The organism is Pseudomonas saudimassiliensis, from assembly GCF_000939975.1.
GTDB classification, from domain to species: Bacteria; Pseudomonadota; Gammaproteobacteria; order Pseudomonadales; family Pseudomonadaceae; genus Halopseudomonas; species Halopseudomonas saudimassiliensis.
On sequence record NZ_LK391969.1, the window covers coordinates 1,240,173 to 1,258,482 of the forward strand.

Genomic DNA, 18,310 nt, shown 5'->3' on the forward strand with positions numbered 1-18,310 from the left:
GAGGGCGCCCGGAACGGGCGCCCTTGTTGCGGAAGATCGGGAATGGGACATGCATCCTGCCTGACAGCGAAGGGCGACGACTCAGCGAGCGGCGGAAAAGACCTTGATCAGTTCATCGACACTGTTCTGCATCACACCGATACCGCTGTTATCCAGCAGATACCAGCTGGCCGGGTCCAGATAGACGATCTGCCCCTTGCTGCCAGCGCTGGTGGCAGCGACCAGTTCGTTATCCATCAACTCGGCAGCCGCAGTCCCTTCACGGCCGATAGCCGCATCCCGGTCCATGACGAACAGCCAGTCCGGGTCCGCCTCCAGGAGGAATTCGAAGGACACCGACTGGCCATGGCGGCCGGTCTTCAACTCATCCACCGCCTGCTCGACGCCGAACACATCATGGATCAGACCAAAACGCGTGCCCTTGCCGAAGGCCGCCATCTTGCCGCCGGTGGTCAGCACCAGCAGGCCATCGCCCTGGCCGGCAGTCAGTTCGCGCAGCTCGCTGACCGAAGCCTTGAGTCGGGCCACCAGCTCAGCGGCCTTGTCCTGCTTGCCAAAGATCTCGCCCAGCAGCAGGGTGTTGCGCTCAACGCTACCGAGCAGATCATTCGGATCGGGCGTCAGGTCGATCGTGGTACCGAACTTGCTGACCTCCTCATACTTGCCCTGGGCGCGCCGGCCCAGCACGATCAGGTCGGGCTCGGCACTCTTGAGTGCTTCGAAGTCAGGCTCGAACAGGGTGCCGGCGCGAACGAAGTCGCCTTCGCGGTACTGCTTGAGCATTTCCGGCGGGTTCGAAGAAGGTATCCCGGCAACCGTCACGCCCAACTGCGCCAGGGTATCGAGTGTCGACCAATCGAGCACCACGACCTTGTGCGGCTGCACTGGCACCTGGGTCTGGCCACTGGAGTGGGCCACCGTGACCGTCTCGGAATGGGCCACAGCCGCACCGGCCCCCAGGGCCAGGGCCAGACAGACGCTGGATACAGCAGCAAAACGGGATAGACCTGACAGCATGACGACTCCTTTTCGGGATGCCCGCGGCAACAGCAAAGCGCTGTCAGCCCACCGGGAAACAGAGAGTAGCTAAGAATAATTATTGTTTGCATGCTAACGGAAGCGTTTTCATGGTGCAATCAGGCAGGCACAAAAAAGCGAGCCCGGGGGCTCGCTTTTGGCTATTGCCAGTGCTTACTGGCGAATACCCTCGATGGTGAGGTCCAGCTCGACTACCGCGCTGGCCGGCCCCAGGTCCATGGAAATATCGTAGTCCGCCAGCTTGATGCTGGTCGTACCTTCGAAACCGGCACGGTAGCCGCCCCAGGGATCTTCCCCTTCACCGATAAAGCGGGCATCGATCACCACCGGCTTGGTCACTCCGTTCAGGGTGAAATCGCCGGTCACCTTGGCGGTGTTCTTCCCGGTCACTTCCACACCGGTGGACACGAAGGTGGCCTGCGGATGCTTATCCACATTGAGGAAGTCATCACTGCGCAGGTGCTTGTCACGCTCGGCATGGTTGGAGTCCACGCTGGCGGTATTGATAGTGACATTCACCTTGCTGTTTTCCGGCTTCGCCGCGTCCCAGCTGAAGGTGCCGTCAAAATCATTGAAACGACCATGCAGCATGCTGAAACCCATGTGCCCGGTCTTGAAATTGATGAAAGCGTGCTGGCCTTCCTTGTCGATCGCATACTCGGCCGCATACAGCGAACCGGACAGTGCCATCAGGCCACCCAACGCAATACCGGAAAGAATCTTCTTCATAGCTGCTTCTCCTTGGAATCCATCAATTGCCGCGGGCGCATGCCCAGCATGCGGCGCAACGTATCATCACGATCTAGAAAATGGTGTTTCAGAGCCCCCAGCGCATGCAGCGCGGCCAGCCCCAAGACGGTTATCGCCACCCAGTAATGCACCGCACCTGCCCGATCCGCCTGACTGGGCAAGCCGGTAATCGACGCGGGTATCTCGAACCAGCCGAAGACACTGATGCCCTGCCCCTTGGCTGTGGAAATCAGGTAACCGCTGACTACGATCACGAACAGCAACAGGTATAACAGCCCATGTACCACCGCAGCCATACCCACCTCCCAACGCTGGTGATTGGGCAGATGGGCCGGACGCGGATTGCCCCAACGCCACAACAAGCGCAACACCAGCACGGCGGCAAAGGTGATGCCGATACTCTTATGCCAGAAAGGCGCGCTTCGATAGTAGGGGCTGTAGTAACTCAGGTCGGTCATCCACAACCCCAGAATGGCCAGCCCGATCACGGTCGCCGCGACCAGCCAATGCAACAGGATGGCCACCAGCCCGTAGCGCTGCGCGGTATTTTTAAGCTGCATGAGGTACGTCCTGTAAATGCGTGATGGGAAGATCATACATCGATACAGGAAAACAAAAAGGGGAATTACCGGATGGAAAAGATCTGATTTATCGATCAATCAAAAACGCTGTGGCGCGCTATCTCGCCACGGGGGTGTCTGGCCCTGACCGGACCGTGTGATGGCCAGGGAAGGCCATCACACGAGCGCCCATGGATGGCCCGAGCGGGTCCGGGCAGAGCCAGGCACCCCCGTGGCGCTGCACGTCCCAACAAGCACTCATGCCATCAATCCAACCCGATCAGAAAAACAACCGCCGCAACTCCGCACCAGGATCTTCAGCCCGCATGAACGCCTCACCCACCAGAAAACTGTAAACCCCGTTCTCCAGCATCAGCTCCACATCGGCACGGGCAAGAATCCCGCTCTCGGTCACCGCCAGACGATCCGCCGGTACCCGGGGCAGCAAGTCCAGCGTCGTATCAAGCGACACCTCGAAGGTATGCAGATTACGGTTGTTGATGCCCACCAACGGCGTATCCAGCTCCAGCGCCCGGTCCAGCTCGGCACCGTCATGCACCTCTACCAGCACATCCATCCCAAGCTCGACCGCAGCGGCGTTCAGCTCCGCCATCTGGCCGTCTTCCAGCGACGCCACGATCAACAGGATGCAGTCAGCCCCCATCGCGCGGGCCTCGACCACCTGATAGGGATCGACCAGGAAATCCTTGCGAATGACCGGCAGATCGCAGGCCGCGCGGGCCTGCAGAAGATAGTCCGGGCTACCCTGGAAGAAATCCACGTCCGTCAATACCGATAGGCAAGCCGCACCGCCCTGCTGGTAGCTGGCCGCGATCTCCGCCGGATTGAAGTTCTCGCGGATCACGCCCTTGCTTGGCGAGGCCTTCTTCACCTCAGCGATCACCGCCGGCTGCTGCAGCGCGGCCCGCTTGCGCAGCGCACCAGCAAAACCGCGCGGGGCATCGGCAGCGGCGGCCAGCCGCTGCAATTCATCCAACGAGACGCGGGCACGATTCTCCCGCACCTCCTCATATTTGCGCGCAACAATAGTGTCCAGAATGGTCGGCAGGCTCATTTCTGCAGCGCCTCCTCGCGAAAGATCTCAGTGAAGGACGCCAGCTCAGCCAGCTTCTCCCGGGCCATGCCCGAGTAGAGCGCATCGGAGGCCAGCTCCACGCCCTCGCGCAGGGTGTCGGCGATGTTCGCGGCATAGAGAGCCGCGCCGGCGTTGAGGATAATCATGTCTGCCGCCTTCTCGCCTATCTCTGTTTCACGCTTGCCCAGCGCGTCGCGGATCAGCTTCAGCGAGGCCTCCGGGCCTTCCACGGTCAGACCGATCAGGCTACGGCTCTTGATGCCCAGATCCTCCGGGCTGACCTCGTACTCGATGACCTTGCCGTCCTTCAGCTCGGCAATATGCGTGGGCGAGGCCAGGCTGATTTCATCCAGACCATCACGCGAGTGCACGATCAGTACATGTTCACTGCCCAGGCGGCCCATGACCTCGGCCATCGGCCGGCATAACGCCTTGTTGAACACACCAATCACCTGGTGCTTGACCCCGGCCGGGTTGGTCATCGGCCCGAGCATATTGAACAGCGTGCGCATGCCCAGCTCACGGCGCGGGCCCACCGCATGCTTCATCGCCCCGTGGTGGGCCGGCGCGAACATGAAGCCCACCCCAACATGCTCCACGCAGCGCGCCACCTGCTCAGGCGTCAGGTCCAGGTTGATACCGGCCGCCTCCAGCAGGTCAGCACTGCCGCTCTTGCCGGACACCGCACGGTTGCCGTGCTTGGCCACCTTACCGCCCGCTGCCGCGACCACGAAAGCGGCTGCCGAGGATACGTTGAAGATATTCGCCCCGTCGCCGCCGGTACCGCAGGTGTCGACCAGGTTATCACCCGGAATGGCTACGCTGGACGCCAGCTCCCGCATGGCCAGGGCCGCGCCGGTGATCTCGTCCAGGCTCTCGCTCTTCATGCGCAGCGCGACCAGCATGCCGCCTATCTGCGCATCGGTGCACTGGCCGGTCATGATCTGACGCATCACGTCCTGCATTTCCTCGGTGGACAGGTCGATATGGTCGACGACCCTTGCCAGTGCTGTGGTGATATCCATCATTGTTCTCCTGATTGTCGGGTCGGTTGAACCCTAGCTACGCATTCCGCCCTGCTGTTTGAGAAAATTGGCCAGCAGTTCGTGGCCCTGTTCGCTGAGAATGGACTCGGGGTGGAATTGCACGCCCTCGATCATGTACTGGCGATGCCGCAGCCCCATGATCTCATCCACGCTGCCGTCCGCATGCTGCGTCCAGGCGGTCAGCTCCAGGCAGTCAGGCAGGGTAGCATGGGGCACCACCAGGGAATGGTAACGGGTCACCGTGAGCGGGTTGGCCAACCCGGTGAATACACCCGTGCCCAGGTGGTGAATCGGACTGGTCTTGCCATGCATGGCTTCCCGGGCACGTACCACCTCGCCACCAAAGGCCTGGCTGATGCTCTGGTGGCCCAGGCAGACCCCCAGGATCGGCAGCTTGCCGGCAAACTCCTGGAGCACCGCCACCGACACCCCCGCTTCAGTGGGCGTGCACGGGCCGGGTGAAATGACGATGCGCTCCGGCTGCAGCGCCTCGATCTCGGCAACCGTCAGCTCGTCGTTACGCACCACCTTGACCTCGGCGCCCAGCTCACCGAAATACTGCACCAGATTCCAGGTGAAGGAATCATAGTTATCGATCATCAAAAGCATGCTACGACCCTCACTTGGCAGACTGTTCGGCCAGCGTCACCGCACGGAACATCGCCCGGCGCTTGCTGATGGTTTCTTCCCACTCGGTTTCGGGCACCGAGTCGGCGACGATGCCAGCACCGGCCTGCACATGCAGCTCGCCGTGCTTAATCACCGCGGTGCGGATGGCAATGGCGGTATCCATATTACCGTTCCATGCCCAATAACCCACTGCCCCGCCGTAGACGCCGCGTTTGACCGGCTCCAGCTCGTCGATGATCTCCATCGCGCGGATCTTCGGCGCGCCAGACAGGGTACCCGCTGGCAGGATAGCGCGCAGCGCATCCATCGCGGTCAGCCCGGCGCGGAGCCGGCCCTGGACATTGGAGACGATGTGCATGACGTTGGAATAGCGCTCGATAACCATTTTCTCGGTCACCTGCACCTGGCCAATCTCCGCCACCCGCCCCACGTCGTTGCGCCCCAGGTCGATCAGCATCAGGTGCTCGGCGAGCTCCTTGGCGTCGGATAACAGGTCCTGCTCCAGTGCCAGGTCCGCTTCTTCGGTGGCGCCCCGCGGGCGGGTGCCGGCGATGGGCCGGACGGTCACATCACCGTCTTCCACCCGCACCAGCACCTCGGGGGAGCTGCCGACCACGTGGAAATCATCCAGGTTGAAGAAATACAGATAGGGCGTGGGGTTCTGGCTGCGCAGGGCGCGATACAGATCGATCGGCGCGGCCTTGAAGTCGATGCTCATGCGCTGGGACGGCACCACCTGCATGCAGTCGCCAGCAAGGATGTAGTCCTTGATGCGGCTCACCGCGCCCTGGTAGTCCTCGCGGGTGAAACTGGCGCGGTACTCCAGGTCACGCTCGACCACCGCCGCCAGATCGAGCCCGCGGCGCGGCGTGAAGGGGGCAGACAGCTGCGCCAGCAGTTCGTCCAGTCGCCGGTTGGCCTCCGCCCAAGCCTCGTTGGTGCCGCTATCTGCCAGCACGATGACATGCAGCTTGCCGGCCAGGTTGTCGAATACGACCACCTCATCGGACACCATCAGCAGGATGTCGGGGTTATTCAGCGGATCCGGGTTCGGCGAATCGCCGAGGCGGCGTTCGACATAGCGCACGCAGTCGTAACCAAAGTAGCCCACCAGGCCGCCATTGAACCGCGGCAGGCCCGGGATGCTCGGCACCCGGTAGCGCGCCTTGAATTCTTCCACGAAGGCCAGCGGGTCGGCGCACTGGTGGGATTCGGTCTCGACGCCATCCACCTGCACGCTGGCGGTATAACCGTGCACCTTCAATACGGTACGCGCCGGCAGGCCGATGATCGAGTAGCGGCCCCACTTCTCTCCGCCCTGCACCGATTCGAGCAGGTAGGAATAGGGTGCATCGGCCAGTTTCAGGTAGATGGACAGCGGGGTATCCATGTCCGCCAGCACTTCGCGCACGACGGGGATACGGTTGTAATCCTGGCTAGCCAGGCGGAGGAATTCGTCTTGGGTCATGATCAGCCTCAGGGGGCGGGTGAACGTCGTATGCCAACCGATGCCCGCATGGATTGCGGGCGAAGAACTATCAGGGACGCCAACGCCAACGGGCGAGCGCTTTCATGATTCCCATCAGTATGCGGCTGCTGACAAACACGGCTGATCCATCGATATGGTCGAAAGGTAACGCTGCAAGACTATATGAGCGCATCGAGTGAATCAACCAGCAGGTCCGGGTTCTCCAGGGCGATGGGCTGGCCATGGTTATAGCCGTAACTGACCGCTACCACCTTTACCCCGGCGGCACGGGCCGCGAGCACATCGTTGCGCGAATCGCCGACAAACAGGCACTGCCGGGGGGTGACGCCCGCGGCCGCCATGACGTGCAGCAACCCGGTCGGATCGGGCTTCTTGACCGGCAGGGTGTCGCCGCCGATGATCCACGCGAACTCCCCCAGGCCCTTCTCTTCCAGCAGCGGTGCAACGAAGCGCTCAGGCTTGTTGGTGATCACGGCCAAGGATACGCCGCGCTCCCGCAGCCAGCCCAGCAGCTTAAGTACACCTTCGTAGACTGTGGTACCGCTGTGCCCGCCCGAGTAGGCCTGCATGAAGTCGGCCAGCGCCGCCTGGGCCTGCGCCTCGTCAACCTCCTGATGGTCGATGCTGCCGGCCAGGGCGCGCCGCACCAGCACCAGGGCGCCATTGCCCACCCAGTCCTTGACCTGTTCGACGCCAGCCGGCGGGCGCCCGCGCAGCGCCAAGACCTGGTCCACCGCGGCGGCCAGATCCGGTACCGAATCGACCAGGGTGCCGTCCAGGTCGAACATCACCAGGCGCGGCAAGGCACCGTCGAACAGTTGCTCAAGCGCATTCATGTCAGCGCTGGACCTGGGCCAGTTCGGCACGCATCTGGTCGATCACGGTCTTGTAGTCCGGCGCATTGAAGATTGCCGAGCCAGCGACGAAGGTATCAGCCCCGGCCTCGGCTACCTGACGGATATTCTGCACATTGACACCACCGTCGACCTCCAGGCGGATATCGCGGCCGCTGGCGTCGATCAGAGCGCGCGCCTCGCGCAGCTTGTCGAGGGTGCCCGGGATGAACTTCTGGCCACCGAAGCCCGGGTTGACGCTCATCAGCAGGATCATGTCGACCTTGTCCATCACGTACTTCAAGGCATCCAGCGACGTAGCCGGGTTGAACACCAGACCGGCCTTGGCGCCGCCCGACTTGATCAATTGCAGGGAGCGGTCAACATGATCACTGGCTTCGGGATGGAAGGTGATAAAGGAGGCGCCGGCCTCGAGGAAGTCACCGATGATACGATCCACCGGGCGCACCATCAGATGTACGTCGATGGGCGCGGTGACGCCGTATTTGCGCAGCGCGGTACAGACCATCGGGCCGATGGTCAGGTTGGGTACATAGTGATTGTCCATTACGTCGAAATGGACAATGTCGGCACCCGCCGCCAACACCCGGTCCACATCCTCCCCCAGGCGGGCGAAGTCGGCAGAGAGAATGGACGGGGCAATCGCGTAATCAGGCATGGCAGACCTCTGGGGGATAATCGGAACCGGGCCATTCTACCCTCTCGGGCCGGCTTCGTGGGGACCCGCTTGATCGCCGGCAAGCCTGGGAGGGGCTGCTCACCGAAAGCCGCGATAGCGCCGGATCTTTTCGTAGGCCTGCTGGATGCGGTGTACCTGCTCACCGGCGGCGGCCAGCTCCGCCTCGCTGGCACCAGCACTCATCAACTTGTCCGGATGGTGACGGCTGAGCAACCGGCGATAGCTGCGCTTGATCTGCGCCGGCTCGGCATCCAGATCCACGCCCAATAGGGCGGCCGCGCGTTGCAGACCGCCGCCGGTGGCTACCGGTGCAGCCGAGCCGCGCTGATGGCGCTGATGACGCTGGCGCAGCCGCTGCTGCTCGGCCTTGCTCAGCCCGGCAAGGTCCGCCCAGCCCTCCAGCAGGCGGAGCGCCACCGCGCTCGGCTGACCGTGCACCAAGGCCATGCGCCAGCAGCCGTCCAGCAATTCTGCGCCGCGCCCCGGCTGCTGGCGGCACAGGCGCTGCAATTGACGTTCGATGCGCGTGGTCGGTTGTTTACCCCGATTGAAATCGGCCATGGCCGCCAACCGCTGCGGCTCCTCCAGGCGATATTGCTGCATCAGCTCGCGGGCCAATTGCAGGTGCTGGGGTGTGACGCGGCCATGTGCTTTGGCCATCCGGCCCAGGCACAGGAACAACACCTGGTTGAAATCAGGCCGCAGCCCCAGCCACCGGGCAAGCTGGGCGGGCAGCTGTGACCAGCGCCGCAAGCCCCAGTGGCGATCCAGCGCGTGCCCGAGCACACCGCCCAGGATGCCGCCGGACACCCCGGCCACGGCGCCGCCCAGCAACACTCCCGCAACGGTCAGCGGCCACAGCATCTCAGCCCGCCTGCGCCCGCAGGTCAGCCTGCTGCAATCGTTCCGGCGTCCCCACATCGATCCAGCTGCCGTTGAAATACTCGCCGCTTACCAGCCCCCGTTCGGCGGCGGCGCGCAGCAACGGCGCCAGGGGCTGTGGGCCCTCGGCCAGGCCGTCGAACAGCCGCGGCGCCAGCACAGCGATGCCGCTGTAGGTCAGGGCGTGGTGCCGGGCAGCCGCGGCCGCGGGGTTACCGACAGCTCCTTCGCAGAGCGAAAAATCCCCCTGGTCCTTGAACGGGGGATTGTCCACCAGCACCAGGTGCGCCAGCTTGCCGGCCGGCAGCCGCAGGCGGGCAAAGTCGAAATCGGTCCAGATGTCGCCGTTGACCAGCACGAAGGGTTCCGCCCCCAGCAGGGGCAGTGCCCGCCGGATGCCGCCGGCGGTTTCCAGGGGCTCAGTCTCGGGCGACCAGTCAATACGCACGCCGAGCGCGGCGCCCTCGCCAAAGGCCGCCACCAATTGCTCCCCCAGCCAGGCATGGTTGATTACCAACCGGTTCAGCCCGGCCCGTTGCAGGGCTTCGATATGCCACTGGATCAGCGGCTTGCCGGCCACCGGCAGCAGGGGTTTGGGGGTGTGCAGGGTCAGCGGGCGCATGCGTTCGCCCTTCCCCGCCGCGAGGATCATCGCCTTCATCTCTTACAACTCCAGGCTGTCCAACAATCGGCCCAGCGGGGCCAGGCGTTGATCTTGGTCGCAGGCATCGCGCAGGTACTGCACGAAGCGCGGTGCATCGTCCAGGTAATGGGGCTTGCCGTCCCGATAGCGGATGCGGGCGAAGATGCCCAGCACCTTGAGATGCCGCTGCACGCCCATCAGGCGCGACTGTCCGAGGAACTCCTCGAAGCGCTCCGGCAAGGCGATACCGGCGGCGCGCGCCTGCTCCCAGTATCGCCGAACCCAGTTTTCCCGCTCGGCCAGCGGCAGGTTGAAGAAGGCATCGGCAAACAGCGAGGTAATGTCGTAGCTGGCCGGACCATAGAGCGCATCCTGAAAATCCAGCACGCCGGGCTCGCCCGGCGCGGTCATCAGGTTGCGCGGCATATAGTCCCGGTGCACGAATACCCGGTTCTCGGCCAGGTGACTGGCCAGCAAGGTATCGCACAGAACGTCCCAGTCCGCCAACTGCCCGGCGGTCAGTTCGCGTTGCAGATGGCGCCCGACGAACCAGTCCGGAAACAGCCCCAGTTCGCGGCGCAGCACGGCTTCATCGTAGTCCGGCAGCTCACCGGGCCGACTGCTTGCCTGCCAGCGCACCAGCGTACTGATCGCCCCGGCAAACAGGCGTTCGAGCTCCGCCTCGCTGACCCCGGCCTGGATGCTCTGCAGATAGGTCCGCGCGCCCAGATCCTCCAGCAGCAGGAAGCCCTGGTCAGGGTCGGCGGCGAGGATGGCGGGCGTCTTGACGCCGGCTGCGGCCAGCAGGCCGGCGATGCGGATAAAGGGGCGCACGTCCTCCTGCTCCGGCGGGGCATCCATGATGATCAGGCTGTGAGCGCCGTCGCTCCAGCGAAAATAGCGGCGGAAACTGGCATCGGCACTGGCCGGTTGCAATTCACCGGCACCGGCCTGGGCCCAGCCCTGGGCCTGGTGCGCCTCGGCTACGGCTGCGGGCAACCATGCCTCCAATAAACGTCGTCTTGCATCCACTCTGGGCTCTCCTGCTTCCGCACTGGCTCTGGCGCCTAACAATGCTTTATTATCCACGATCTCGATAAGCAGACGCAGCATGCATGTTGCAATTGCCTCGCACAAGGGAGACGCTTCCGAGTCATCGCGAGCCTGCACGCCCGACTGAATCCCGGATAACGACAAAATGGCCTACCCAACACCACCGTTTCGCCCCTCCTTTTCCCTGCTGCTGGTCAGTGGGCTGTTGCTGGCTCAACCTGCCACCAGCCTGGCGGCAAGCCAGGTCGAATGCCGCGCCGACAGCAGCGGTGGCGGCTGGGTTTGCACCCCGCTGAAAGCCACCGCAGACCTGCCGCCGCGCCCTGGCAAACCGGTGGTCCGCGCCGCCGAACCGGAGCCGGAGGCCGAGCGCGTCGTCAGCGACACACGCCAGCCGGCGGCCCGCCCGCGCAGCGCCGATTTCAGCGAGTTGGACTGGGTACCCCGCGACCAGTTGACCGCAGCCCAGCAGGCGGCCATTGCGCCCTATTGCAGCGGCGACTACATCGAACCGCCGCGCGCCGGTCGGAATGACAACACCCCCTTCGACCAGCTCCCCGTCTATGCCAGCGCCGATTCCAGCAGTTTCGAGCAGCGCAGCCAGACCGGCACGCTGCAGGGCGACGTATTGCTGCAGCAGGGCCGCCTCCAGGCCCAGGCCAACCAGGCCAGCTTCGACCAGAACAACAACCTGGTTCGCCTCGAGGGCGACGTGCGCCTGCGCGACCAGGGCGTGCTGGTATTGGGCGATCGGGCGCAGATGCAGATCGACAGTGGCGAAACCCGCATCGAGCAGGTGCGCTACGTGGTGCACGACGCCAACGCCCGGGGCAGCGCCGAGAAGCTGATGCGCCGGGACGATGCAGTGATCGTCATGACCGACGGCAGCTACACCACCTGCGACCCGGGCCGCAACACCTGGGCTTTGCACAGTGACGACATCGAACTGGACCAGGAAAAAGGCTGGGGTGAAGCCAAGCACGTGGTGCTGAAGGTCAAGGATGTGCCGGTGTTCTACACCCCCTACATCTACTTCCCGCTGGATGATCGCCGCCACACCGGTTTGCTGCCCCCGTCCCTGAGCAACTCCACGGACAACGGCACCGAGCTGGTCACGCCCTACTACATCAATATCGCACCGAACTACGACGCCACGCTGTACCCGCGGATGATGAGCAAGCGCGGCCTGCAGATGGAAGGCGAGTTCCGCTATATGCAGCCAGACCATGAGGGCCAGCTCACTGCCTCCTTCCTGGATGACCGGGAGTTCGATGACAACCGCTGGCTGTACGGCTGGGAACACCTCGGCGGCCTGCAGAGCCGTTGGACCACCGAGGTCGAATATTTCGACATCAGCGATCCGTTCTTCTTCCAGGACCTCAACAGTTCCCTGGACGCGCGCAGCGATACCTACGTCAACCAGCGTGGCGCCGTCACCTATCGTGGTAACGGCTGGCAGTTCCAGGCGGCCGTTCATGCCTACGAACTGGCCACGATTACCGCGGTCACGCCCTATGAGCGTCTGCCGCAGCTGCGTCTGGACGGCGGTCATTGGCTGGGAGACAGCGGGCTGAAGCTGGACTATCGCACCGAATACGCCTATTTCGACCGGGATTTCGACCGGGGCTTCCTGGTAGGTGAAGACGGTGTGCACTTTGACGCCTTTGGCCCGATCTGGACCCCGGACGAGAACCTGGTGGGTCTTCAGCGTGCCACCGGCCACCGCGTCAGCCTGAGCCCCCGACTCAGCTATCCGATGCAGAACAGCTGGGGCTACTTCACTCCAGCGGCGCGGGTGCAGTCGACCTATTACGATCTGGACTTCGATGATCGCCAGCACCGGGACCCGGCCCTGGCTTTCGATTACGACAGCGCCGACACCAACCCCTCCAGCACCATTCCGGTAGCCAGCCTGGATGCGGGGCTGTATTTCGACCGCGACACCAGCTGGTTCGGCCGCGATCTGCGGCAGACCCTGGAGCCCCGCGCCTTCTACCTGTACGCGCCCAACCGCGACCAGGATGACCAGCCGCTGTTCGATACCAACGAGAACACCTTCAGCTACAACGCGCTGTTCCGCGACGATCGCTTCAGCGGCAGCGACCGTGTCGGCGATGCCAACCAACTGGCCCTGGGCGTGACCAGCCGGGCGCTGGAAAGCAACGGCGTCGAGCGCGCCCGCGCCAGCTTCGGCCAGATCCTCTATTTCGAGGATCAACGCGTGCAGCTGCTGGAGACCGAAGGTCAGCGCCGCGAAGAGAACGACAACTCCAGTTCCGCTTATGCCGCCGAGTTCATGTACCGGGTAAGCAATGCGTGGAAGTTGCGCGGTGACGTACTCTGGGATCCCCAGGAGAACAACAACAACGCCGGTAGCCTGCTGGTCAATTACCAGCCGGAGCCACGCAAGGTGATCAACGCGGGCTACCGTTTCCGCAATGAGACCAACACCTTCAATGCCCTGACCGGCACGTTCAACGAAAACGAGAATCGCCGCATCGATCAGTCGGACATGTCCTTCATCTGGCCGCTCAACCCGCAGTGGAGCATGATCGGCCGTTGGCAGCATGATTTCGCCGGTGACCGAACCCTGGAAGCCTTCGGCGGTCTTGAATATGACAGCTGCTGCTGGAAGCTCCGTTTCATCAACCGTTACTGGGTCGACTACAACGAATTCGAGTCGGTTACCCGTGACGAGGGCAACCGCGGCATCTTCCTGCAGGTGGTCCTCAAGGGACTCGGCAGCGTTACCGGCAATCGTGTCGACAGTCTTCTCGACGAAGGCATCCCTGGCTACAGAGAGCGTGAAAACAATGCATTTTAAGCTACACCGCAAGCTGATCGGCCTGTGTGCCGGTCTGCTGATCAGTACTGCCCTGCAAGCCCAGATGGTTGAATTGGACCGGGTCGCCGCCATCGTCGACAACGACGTAGTGATGGAAAGCCAGGTAGAAGAACGGATGGCCACCATCCGCCAGCAGCTCGCCGAGCGGGGTACCGAGCTGCCGCCTGAGGATGTACTGCGCACCCAGGTGATCGACCGCCTGGTACTGGAGAGCATCCAACTGCAGATGGGCGAGCGGGCCGGCATTCGCATCGACGATGCCAGCCTGAATCAGACCATGCAGCAATTGGCCGAACGCAACGGCGTGACCCTGGACCAGTTCCGGGCAGCCTTGGAGCGTGACGGTATCAGCTACAACAAGGCCCGGGAGCAGGTACGTCGGGAGATGATCATCAACCGCGTACGCCAGCGCCGGGTGGCCGAGCGCATCCAGGTCAGCGACCAGGAAGTGCGCAACTTCCTCAATTCCGAAGTGGGCCGCTACCAGACCTCGGCTGACTACCGCCTGGCGATGATCGTATTGCCGGTTGCGGAAAGCGCCAGCAATGATGAGGTTCGGCAGCAGGCCGAGGTCATCAACGATATCTACCGCGAGCTGCGCGAAGGTGCCGACTTTACCCGCCTGGCGGTCAGCCGCTCCGGTGGCGAGCAGGCGCTGGAAGGCGGCGAGCTGGGTTGGCGCAAGGCTGCGCAATTGCCGCCCGCCTTTGCCGCGGCCGTGGATGACCTGGAGATCGGCGGGGTCACCTCTCCGCTGCGCTCCCCGGCCGGCTTCCATATCCTCAAGCTGCTGGAAAAGCGCGGTGGCGATAACCTGCTGGTGGACGAGTTCAACGTGCGCCACATCCTGATCAAGCCCAGCGAGATCCGCAGCGAGGAAGAAGCCGCCCAACTGATCCAGCGGCTGTACCAACGCATCCGCGCCGGCGAATCCTTTGCCGACCTGGCCCGCTCGTTCTCCGAAGATCCGGGTTCGGCGCTCAACGGCGGCTCGCTCAACTGGGTGACTGCCGATGCCATGGTTCCCGAGTTCCGCGACGTGATGACCACCACGCCGCAGAACCAGATTTCCGCTCCGTTCCAGAGCCAGTTCGGCTGGCACATCTTGCAGGTGGAAGGCCAGCGTGAGGTCGACATGACCGACGAGATGCGCGAGCAGCAAGCGCGCAATCTGTTGCAGAATCGCAAGTTCGATGAAGAACTGCAGACCTGGCTGCTGGAGATCCGCGACGAAGCTTATGTAGAGATCAAGAGTTAAGTGACCACCTCCGCTATTGCCCTGACCGCCGGCGAACCCGCCGGCATCGGTCCCGATCTGTGTTTGTTGCTTGCCAGTGAACCCTGCTCCCATGAACGGGTCGTGATCGCCGATCCCGACCTGCTCGCCGAACGTGCGCGCCAGCTTGGCCTGGCGGTCGAACTGCAGGTCTTCGACCCCGCTCGGCCGCCAACCCCCCAGCGGGCCGGCCAACTCAGCGTACTGCCCGTACCGCTGACCGCGCCCTGCCTACCCGGCACGCTGAACCCGGCCAATGCCCGCTACGTGCTGGAAACCCTGCGCCTCGGCGGTCAAGGCTGCCTCGACGGTCAGTTTGCCGCCGTGGTGACCGCGCCGGTGCACAAGGGCGTGATCAACGACGCCGGTGTGCCCTTCTCCGGACATACCGAATTTTTCGCTGACCAGACCGGTACCGAGCAGGTGGTGATGATGCTCGCCTGTCCGGGCCTGCGGGTGGCCCTGGCGACCACCCATCTGCCGCTGCGCGAGGTGGCCGATGCCATCACCCCGCAGGGCCTGGAGCGGGTCATCCGTATCCTGCATGCCGACCTGCGGGACAAGTTCGGCATCGCCGCGCCGCGTATCCTGGTCTGCGGATTGAATCCCCATGCTGGCGAAGGGGGACACCTGGGGCGGGAGGAGATCGACATCATCATCCCGCTGCTCGAGCGCCTGCGCAGCGAAGGCCTGCAGCTCGAAGGCCCGCTGCCCGCCGACACCCTGTTCACCGCCAAGCATCTGGACCACGCCGATGCGGTGCTGGCCATGTATCACGACCAGGGGCTGCCCGTACTCAAGCACAAGGGCTTTGGCCAGGCCGTGAACGTGACCCTGGGCCTGCCGATCATCCGCACCTCGGTTGACCATGGCACGGCATTGGACCTGGCCGGTACCGGCCGCGTCGATGTGGGTAGCCTGAAAGTCGCCCTGCACACCGCCATCAACATGATCGAAGCCCGAGGCCAGCAATGACCGAATTTGCTCCACACCGGGCGCGCAAGCGTTTCGGTCAGAATTTCCTGCACGATCACGGCGTGATCAACCGCATCCTGCGCGGCATTGCCCCGCGCGAAGGACAGCATCTGGTCGAGATCGGCCCGGGCCAGGGTGCCCTGACCGAAGGCTTGCTCGCCAGCGGCTGCAAGCTTGACGTGGTAGAACTCGATCACGACCTGCATCCCGTGCTGCAGGCCCGCTTCGGCGGCAATCCGCACTTCACCCTGCACAAGGGCGACGCCCTGAAGTTCGACTTCGGCTCCCTGGCCCAACCGGGTGAGAAGCTGCGGGTGGTCGGCAACCTGCCCTACAACATCTCCACGCCGCTGATGTTCCACCTGCTGAAGCAGGCCGACTGCATCGCCGACATGCACTTCATGCTGCAGAAGGAAGTGGTGCAGCGCCTGGCCGCCGGTGCCGGCATGAACCATTACGGCCGGCTGGGCATCATGGTGCAGTACCACTGCCAGGTCGAGCACCTGTTCGATGTCGGCCCCGGCGCCTTCAACCCGCCGCCCAAGGTCGACTCCGCCATCGTCCGGCTGACACCCCATGCCACCTTGCCGCATCCGGCGGATGACCCGCAGATGCTGGAGCTTATCGTTCGCGAGGCCTTCAACCAGCGGCGCAAGACCATGCGCAACACCCTCAAGGGGCTGCTGGAGGCCGATGCCATCGCCGAGGAAGGCATCGACCCGACCCTGCGTCCGGAACAGATCGACCTGGCCGGCTTCGTTCGGCTCGCCAACCGCCTGGCCCGTGAGCAGCGTACCCATGACTGATTCGCGGCTGCAGAGCATTGTGGTCGAGGTGCAGACGCGCTACCTGAGCGAGCAGTCGGACCCCGCGCAGAACCGGTTCGCCTTCGCCTACACCATTACCATCCACAATACCGGCACCCAGGCCGCCACCCTGCTCGATCGCCACTGGATCATCACCGACGGTAACGGCAAAGCCCAGGAAGTGCGCGGCCCTGGTGTGGTCGGCGAGCAGCCGCTGATTGAGCCTGGCGCCAGCCACACCTACACCAGCGGCTGCCTGCTGGAGACGCCGGTGGGTAGCATGCGCGGCAGCTACGGCATGCGCGGCGCCGACGGTAAGGAATTCAGCGCGCCGATTGCGGTCTTCCGTTTGGCCAGACCCAACGCGCTCAACTGAGGTTCGCATGACCGTATACGCTGTCGGAGATATCCAGGGCTGTCTCAAGCCATTGCAATGCCTGCTGCAGGAAGTCGACTTCAATCCGTCCCGGGATACGCTCTGGGCAGCGGGTGACCTGGTAAACCGGGGACCTTCCTCCCTGGAGACCCTGCGCTTTCTCGACAACCTCGGCAATGCCTGCCTCAGCGTACTGGGCAATCATGACCTGCATCTGCTGGCGGTGGCCTACGATGTCAAGCGGCTGCGCAAGTCCGATACCCTGCGACCCATTCTCGAGGCACCGGACCGCGAGCGCCTGCTGCGCAACCTGCGCGAGCGCCCGCTGGCCCACCTGGACGTTGCCCGAGGCGTCATCATGACCCATGCCGGCATCCCACCGATCTGGAGCCCCGAGGAGACCGTTTCCTTCGCTGCGGAAGTGGAGGCGGTGCTACGCTGCGACGAGCAATTGCCCTGGTTTCTCGACGAAATGTACGGCAACGAGCCGGCCCGCTGGCACCCCGACCTCGACGGCACCCGCCGCCTGCGGGTGATCACCAACTACCTGACCCGCATGCGCTTCTGCAGCGCAGACGGCACCCTGGACCTCAAGGCCAAGGAAGCCGCCGACCGCGCGCCCAAGGGATTCTCACCCTGGTTCACGCTGCCGCGGCGGGCACCGGAGATCCGCGTCATCTTCGGGCACTGGGCGGCGCTGGAGGGCAAAGTGGACGTGCCCGGCATCCATGCGCTGGATACTGGCTGCGTGTGGGGCAACAGCCTGACGCTGATGAATGTGGATACCGGTGAAAAACACCAGTGCGACTGCGACCATTGACCAGCCTGAGGTTCCTGCCCTAGCCTAGGCCCATCAACCCGACGGAGCACCGCCATGAACACTTTCCAGCGCATCTCTCCCGATACGGCCGCCCAGATGCTCGAGGCCGACGCCTGCGTAGTGGATATCCGTGACCCGCAGAGTTACCTCGCCGGCCATATCCGCGGCGCCCTGCGGCTGGATAACGATAACGTCCAGCAATTCGTCACGACCGCTGACCGCCAGCAGCCGCTGCTGGTGTGCTGCTACCACGGCAACTCCAGCCAGCAGGCCGCCGCCTGGCTTGCCGGGCTGGGCTTCAGCCAGGTCTATAGCCTGGATGGTGGTTTTGAATCCTGGCACCAGCAGTATCCCGATCTCGTCAGCCGCGGCTGAATCCCGCCCTCCCCCGGCAAAATATTTTGCGCATCCTCTGTCACCCTCGCACAAACCAACTATCCTGAAAGCAAGGCAGTCAACAACACAATAAAAAGTCGGTCCGCCGGCTTCCGA

At 63.7% G+C, this 18,310-nt stretch carries 18 protein-coding genes and 1 pseudogene; 7 read left to right on the forward strand and 12 right to left on the reverse strand.

The genetic code is table 11. The features are described 5' to 3' along the window. Positions 1-81: 81 nt before the first annotated feature. The 12 genes and pseudogenes from VG99_RS05855 to VG99_RS05910 form a co-directional block, all read right to left on the reverse strand. Positions 82-1,017, reverse strand: coding sequence for a siderophore ABC transporter substrate-binding protein (locus VG99_RS05855; RefSeq protein WP_044498789.1), 936 nt, complete (start codon positions 1,015-1,017; stop codon positions 82-84). Positions 1,018-1,191: 174 nt separating this feature from the next. Further along, positions 1,192-1,767, reverse strand: coding sequence for a YceI family protein (locus VG99_RS05860; RefSeq protein ID WP_044498790.1), 576 nt, complete (start codon positions 1,765-1,767; stop codon positions 1,192-1,194). Then, complete coding sequence (locus tag VG99_RS05865; RefSeq protein WP_044498792.1) at positions 1,764-2,348, reverse strand: cytochrome b; 585 nt, start codon at positions 2,346-2,348, stop codon at positions 1,764-1,766. Before VG99_RS05865 ends, VG99_RS05860 begins: the two co-directional genes overlap by 4 nt. A gap of 280 nt (positions 2,349-2,628) precedes the next feature. Then, positions 2,629-3,423, reverse strand: a complete 795-nt coding sequence (gene trpC / locus VG99_RS05870; protein ID WP_044498794.1) for an indole-3-glycerol phosphate synthase TrpC — start codon at positions 3,421-3,423, stop codon at positions 2,629-2,631. Further along, entirely contained in the window at positions 3,420-4,469 is a 1,050-nt protein-coding gene (trpD, locus tag VG99_RS05875; RefSeq protein WP_044498795.1) for an anthranilate phosphoribosyltransferase, read from the reverse strand. The genes trpC and trpD overlap by 4 nt, the downstream gene beginning before the upstream one ends. Positions 4,470-4,502: 33 nt before the next feature. Then, positions 4,503-5,099, reverse strand: coding sequence for an aminodeoxychorismate/anthranilate synthase component II (locus VG99_RS05880; protein ID WP_044498797.1), 597 nt, complete (start codon positions 5,097-5,099; stop codon positions 4,503-4,505). Positions 5,100-5,109: 10 nt separating this feature from the next. Beyond that, positions 5,110-6,588 (reverse strand): anthranilate synthase component I, encoded by a 1,479-nt coding sequence (trpE, locus tag VG99_RS05885; RefSeq protein WP_044498799.1) that lies wholly within the window; start codon positions 6,586-6,588, stop codon positions 5,110-5,112. 70 nt (positions 6,589-6,658) lie between these two features. Then, a pseudogene (locus VG99_RS05890) lies at positions 6,659-7,445 on the reverse strand (phosphoglycolate phosphatase). Position 7,446: 1 nt separating this feature from the next. Further along, entirely contained in the window at positions 7,447-8,121 is a 675-nt protein-coding gene (gene rpe, locus VG99_RS05895) for a ribulose-phosphate 3-epimerase (protein WP_044498802.1), read from the reverse strand. Positions 8,122-8,220: 99 nt separating this feature from the next. After that, entirely contained in the window at positions 8,221-9,006 is a 786-nt protein-coding gene (locus VG99_RS05900) for a DnaJ domain-containing protein (RefSeq protein WP_044498804.1), read from the reverse strand. Position 9,007: 1 nt separating this feature from the next. Then, on the reverse strand, positions 9,008-9,685 hold the full coding sequence (murU, locus tag VG99_RS05905; RefSeq protein WP_044498806.1) for an N-acetylmuramate alpha-1-phosphate uridylyltransferase MurU: 678 nt from the start codon (positions 9,683-9,685) through the stop codon (positions 9,008-9,010). A 3-nt stretch (positions 9,686-9,688) separates the two neighbouring features. Then, entirely contained in the window at positions 9,689-10,666 is a 978-nt protein-coding gene (locus tag VG99_RS05910) for an aminoglycoside phosphotransferase family protein (protein ID WP_275425466.1), read from the reverse strand. Positions 10,667-10,865: 199 nt separating this feature from the next. Here VG99_RS05910 and VG99_RS05915 point away from each other — a divergent pair, with 199 nt between their 5' ends. From VG99_RS05915 to glpE, 7 genes are read left to right on the forward strand one after another with little or no spacing between them, the layout of a single operon-like run. Then, positions 10,866-13,544: an LPS-assembly protein LptD gene (locus VG99_RS05915; protein WP_044498810.1), complete on the forward strand. Its 2,679-nt coding sequence runs from the start codon at positions 10,866-10,868 to the stop codon at positions 13,542-13,544. After that, positions 13,534-14,823 carry a peptidylprolyl isomerase gene (locus VG99_RS05920; protein ID WP_044498812.1) on the forward strand — a complete coding sequence of 430 codons (1,290 nt, stop codon included), beginning with the start codon at positions 13,534-13,536 and terminating at the stop codon, positions 14,821-14,823. Before VG99_RS05915 ends, VG99_RS05920 begins: the two co-directional genes overlap by 11 nt. Then, the gene (pdxA, locus tag VG99_RS05925) at positions 14,824-15,816 is read left to right on the forward strand and encodes a 4-hydroxythreonine-4-phosphate dehydrogenase PdxA (protein WP_044498813.1); all 993 of its coding nucleotides are present in this window, start codon (positions 14,824-14,826) and stop codon (positions 15,814-15,816) included. It begins immediately after the preceding gene. Beyond that, positions 15,813-16,622, forward strand: coding sequence for a 16S rRNA (adenine(1518)-N(6)/adenine(1519)-N(6))-dimethyltransferase RsmA (gene rsmA / locus VG99_RS05930; protein WP_044498814.1), 810 nt, complete (start codon positions 15,813-15,815; stop codon positions 16,620-16,622). The genes pdxA and rsmA overlap by 4 nt, the downstream gene beginning before the upstream one ends. After that, on the forward strand, positions 16,615-16,998 hold the full coding sequence (apaG, locus tag VG99_RS05935; RefSeq protein WP_044498815.1) for a Co2+/Mg2+ efflux protein ApaG: 384 nt from the start codon (positions 16,615-16,617) through the stop codon (positions 16,996-16,998). The genes rsmA and apaG overlap by 8 nt, the downstream gene beginning before the upstream one ends. A gap of 7 nt (positions 16,999-17,005) precedes the next feature. Further along, positions 17,006-17,818 carry a symmetrical bis(5'-nucleosyl)-tetraphosphatase gene (locus tag VG99_RS05940; RefSeq protein WP_044498817.1) on the forward strand — a complete coding sequence of 271 codons (813 nt, stop codon included), beginning with the start codon at positions 17,006-17,008 and terminating at the stop codon, positions 17,816-17,818. A 54-nt stretch (positions 17,819-17,872) separates the two neighbouring features. Next, positions 17,873-18,193: a thiosulfate sulfurtransferase GlpE gene (gene glpE / locus VG99_RS05945; protein ID WP_044498819.1), complete on the forward strand. Its 321-nt coding sequence runs from the start codon at positions 17,873-17,875 to the stop codon at positions 18,191-18,193. The last annotated feature ends 117 nt before the right edge of the window (positions 18,194-18,310 follow it).

Bases quoted from the DNA above. Each gene is read 5' to 3' on its own strand.
- rpe (WP_044498802.1), bottom strand. From the start codon at position 8,121: ATGCCTGATTACGCGATTGCCCCGTCCATTCTCTCTGCCGACTTCGCC.
- trpE (WP_044498799.1), bottom strand. From the start codon at position 6,588: ATGACCCAAGACGAATTCCTCCGCCTGGCTAGCCAGGATTACAACCGT.
- VG99_RS05920 (WP_044498812.1), top strand. From the start codon at position 13,534: ATGCATTTTAAGCTACACCGCAAGCTGATCGGCCTGTGTGCCGGTCTG.
- VG99_RS05880 (WP_044498797.1), bottom strand. From the start codon at position 5,099: ATGCTTTTGATGATCGATAACTATGATTCCTTCACCTGGAATCTGGTG.
- VG99_RS05860 (WP_044498790.1), bottom strand. From the start codon at position 1,767: ATGAAGAAGATTCTTTCCGGTATTGCGTTGGGTGGCCTGATGGCACTG.
- VG99_RS05865 (WP_044498792.1), bottom strand. From the start codon at position 2,348: ATGCAGCTTAAAAATACCGCGCAGCGCTACGGGCTGGTGGCCATCCTG.
- VG99_RS05900 (WP_044498804.1), bottom strand. From the start codon at position 9,006: ATGCTGTGGCCGCTGACCGTTGCGGGAGTGTTGCTGGGCGGCGCCGTG.
- VG99_RS05915 (WP_044498810.1), top strand. From the start codon at position 10,866: ATGGCCTACCCAACACCACCGTTTCGCCCCTCCTTTTCCCTGCTGCTG.
- apaG (WP_044498815.1), top strand. From the start codon at position 16,615: ATGACTGATTCGCGGCTGCAGAGCATTGTGGTCGAGGTGCAGACGCGC.
- murU (WP_044498806.1), bottom strand. From the start codon at position 9,685: ATGAAGGCGATGATCCTCGCGGCGGGGAAGGGCGAACGCATGCGCCCG.
- rsmA (WP_044498814.1), top strand. From the start codon at position 15,813: ATGACCGAATTTGCTCCACACCGGGCGCGCAAGCGTTTCGGTCAGAAT.
- VG99_RS05855 (WP_044498789.1), bottom strand. From the start codon at position 1,017: ATGCTGTCAGGTCTATCCCGTTTTGCTGCTGTATCCAGCGTCTGTCTG.
- trpD (WP_044498795.1), bottom strand. From the start codon at position 4,469: ATGGATATCACCACAGCACTGGCAAGGGTCGTCGACCATATCGACCTG.
- glpE (WP_044498819.1), top strand. From the start codon at position 17,873: ATGAACACTTTCCAGCGCATCTCTCCCGATACGGCCGCCCAGATGCTC.
- VG99_RS05940 (WP_044498817.1), top strand. From the start codon at position 17,006: ATGACCGTATACGCTGTCGGAGATATCCAGGGCTGTCTCAAGCCATTG.
- trpC (WP_044498794.1), bottom strand. From the start codon at position 3,423: ATGAGCCTGCCGACCATTCTGGACACTATTGTTGCGCGCAAATATGAG.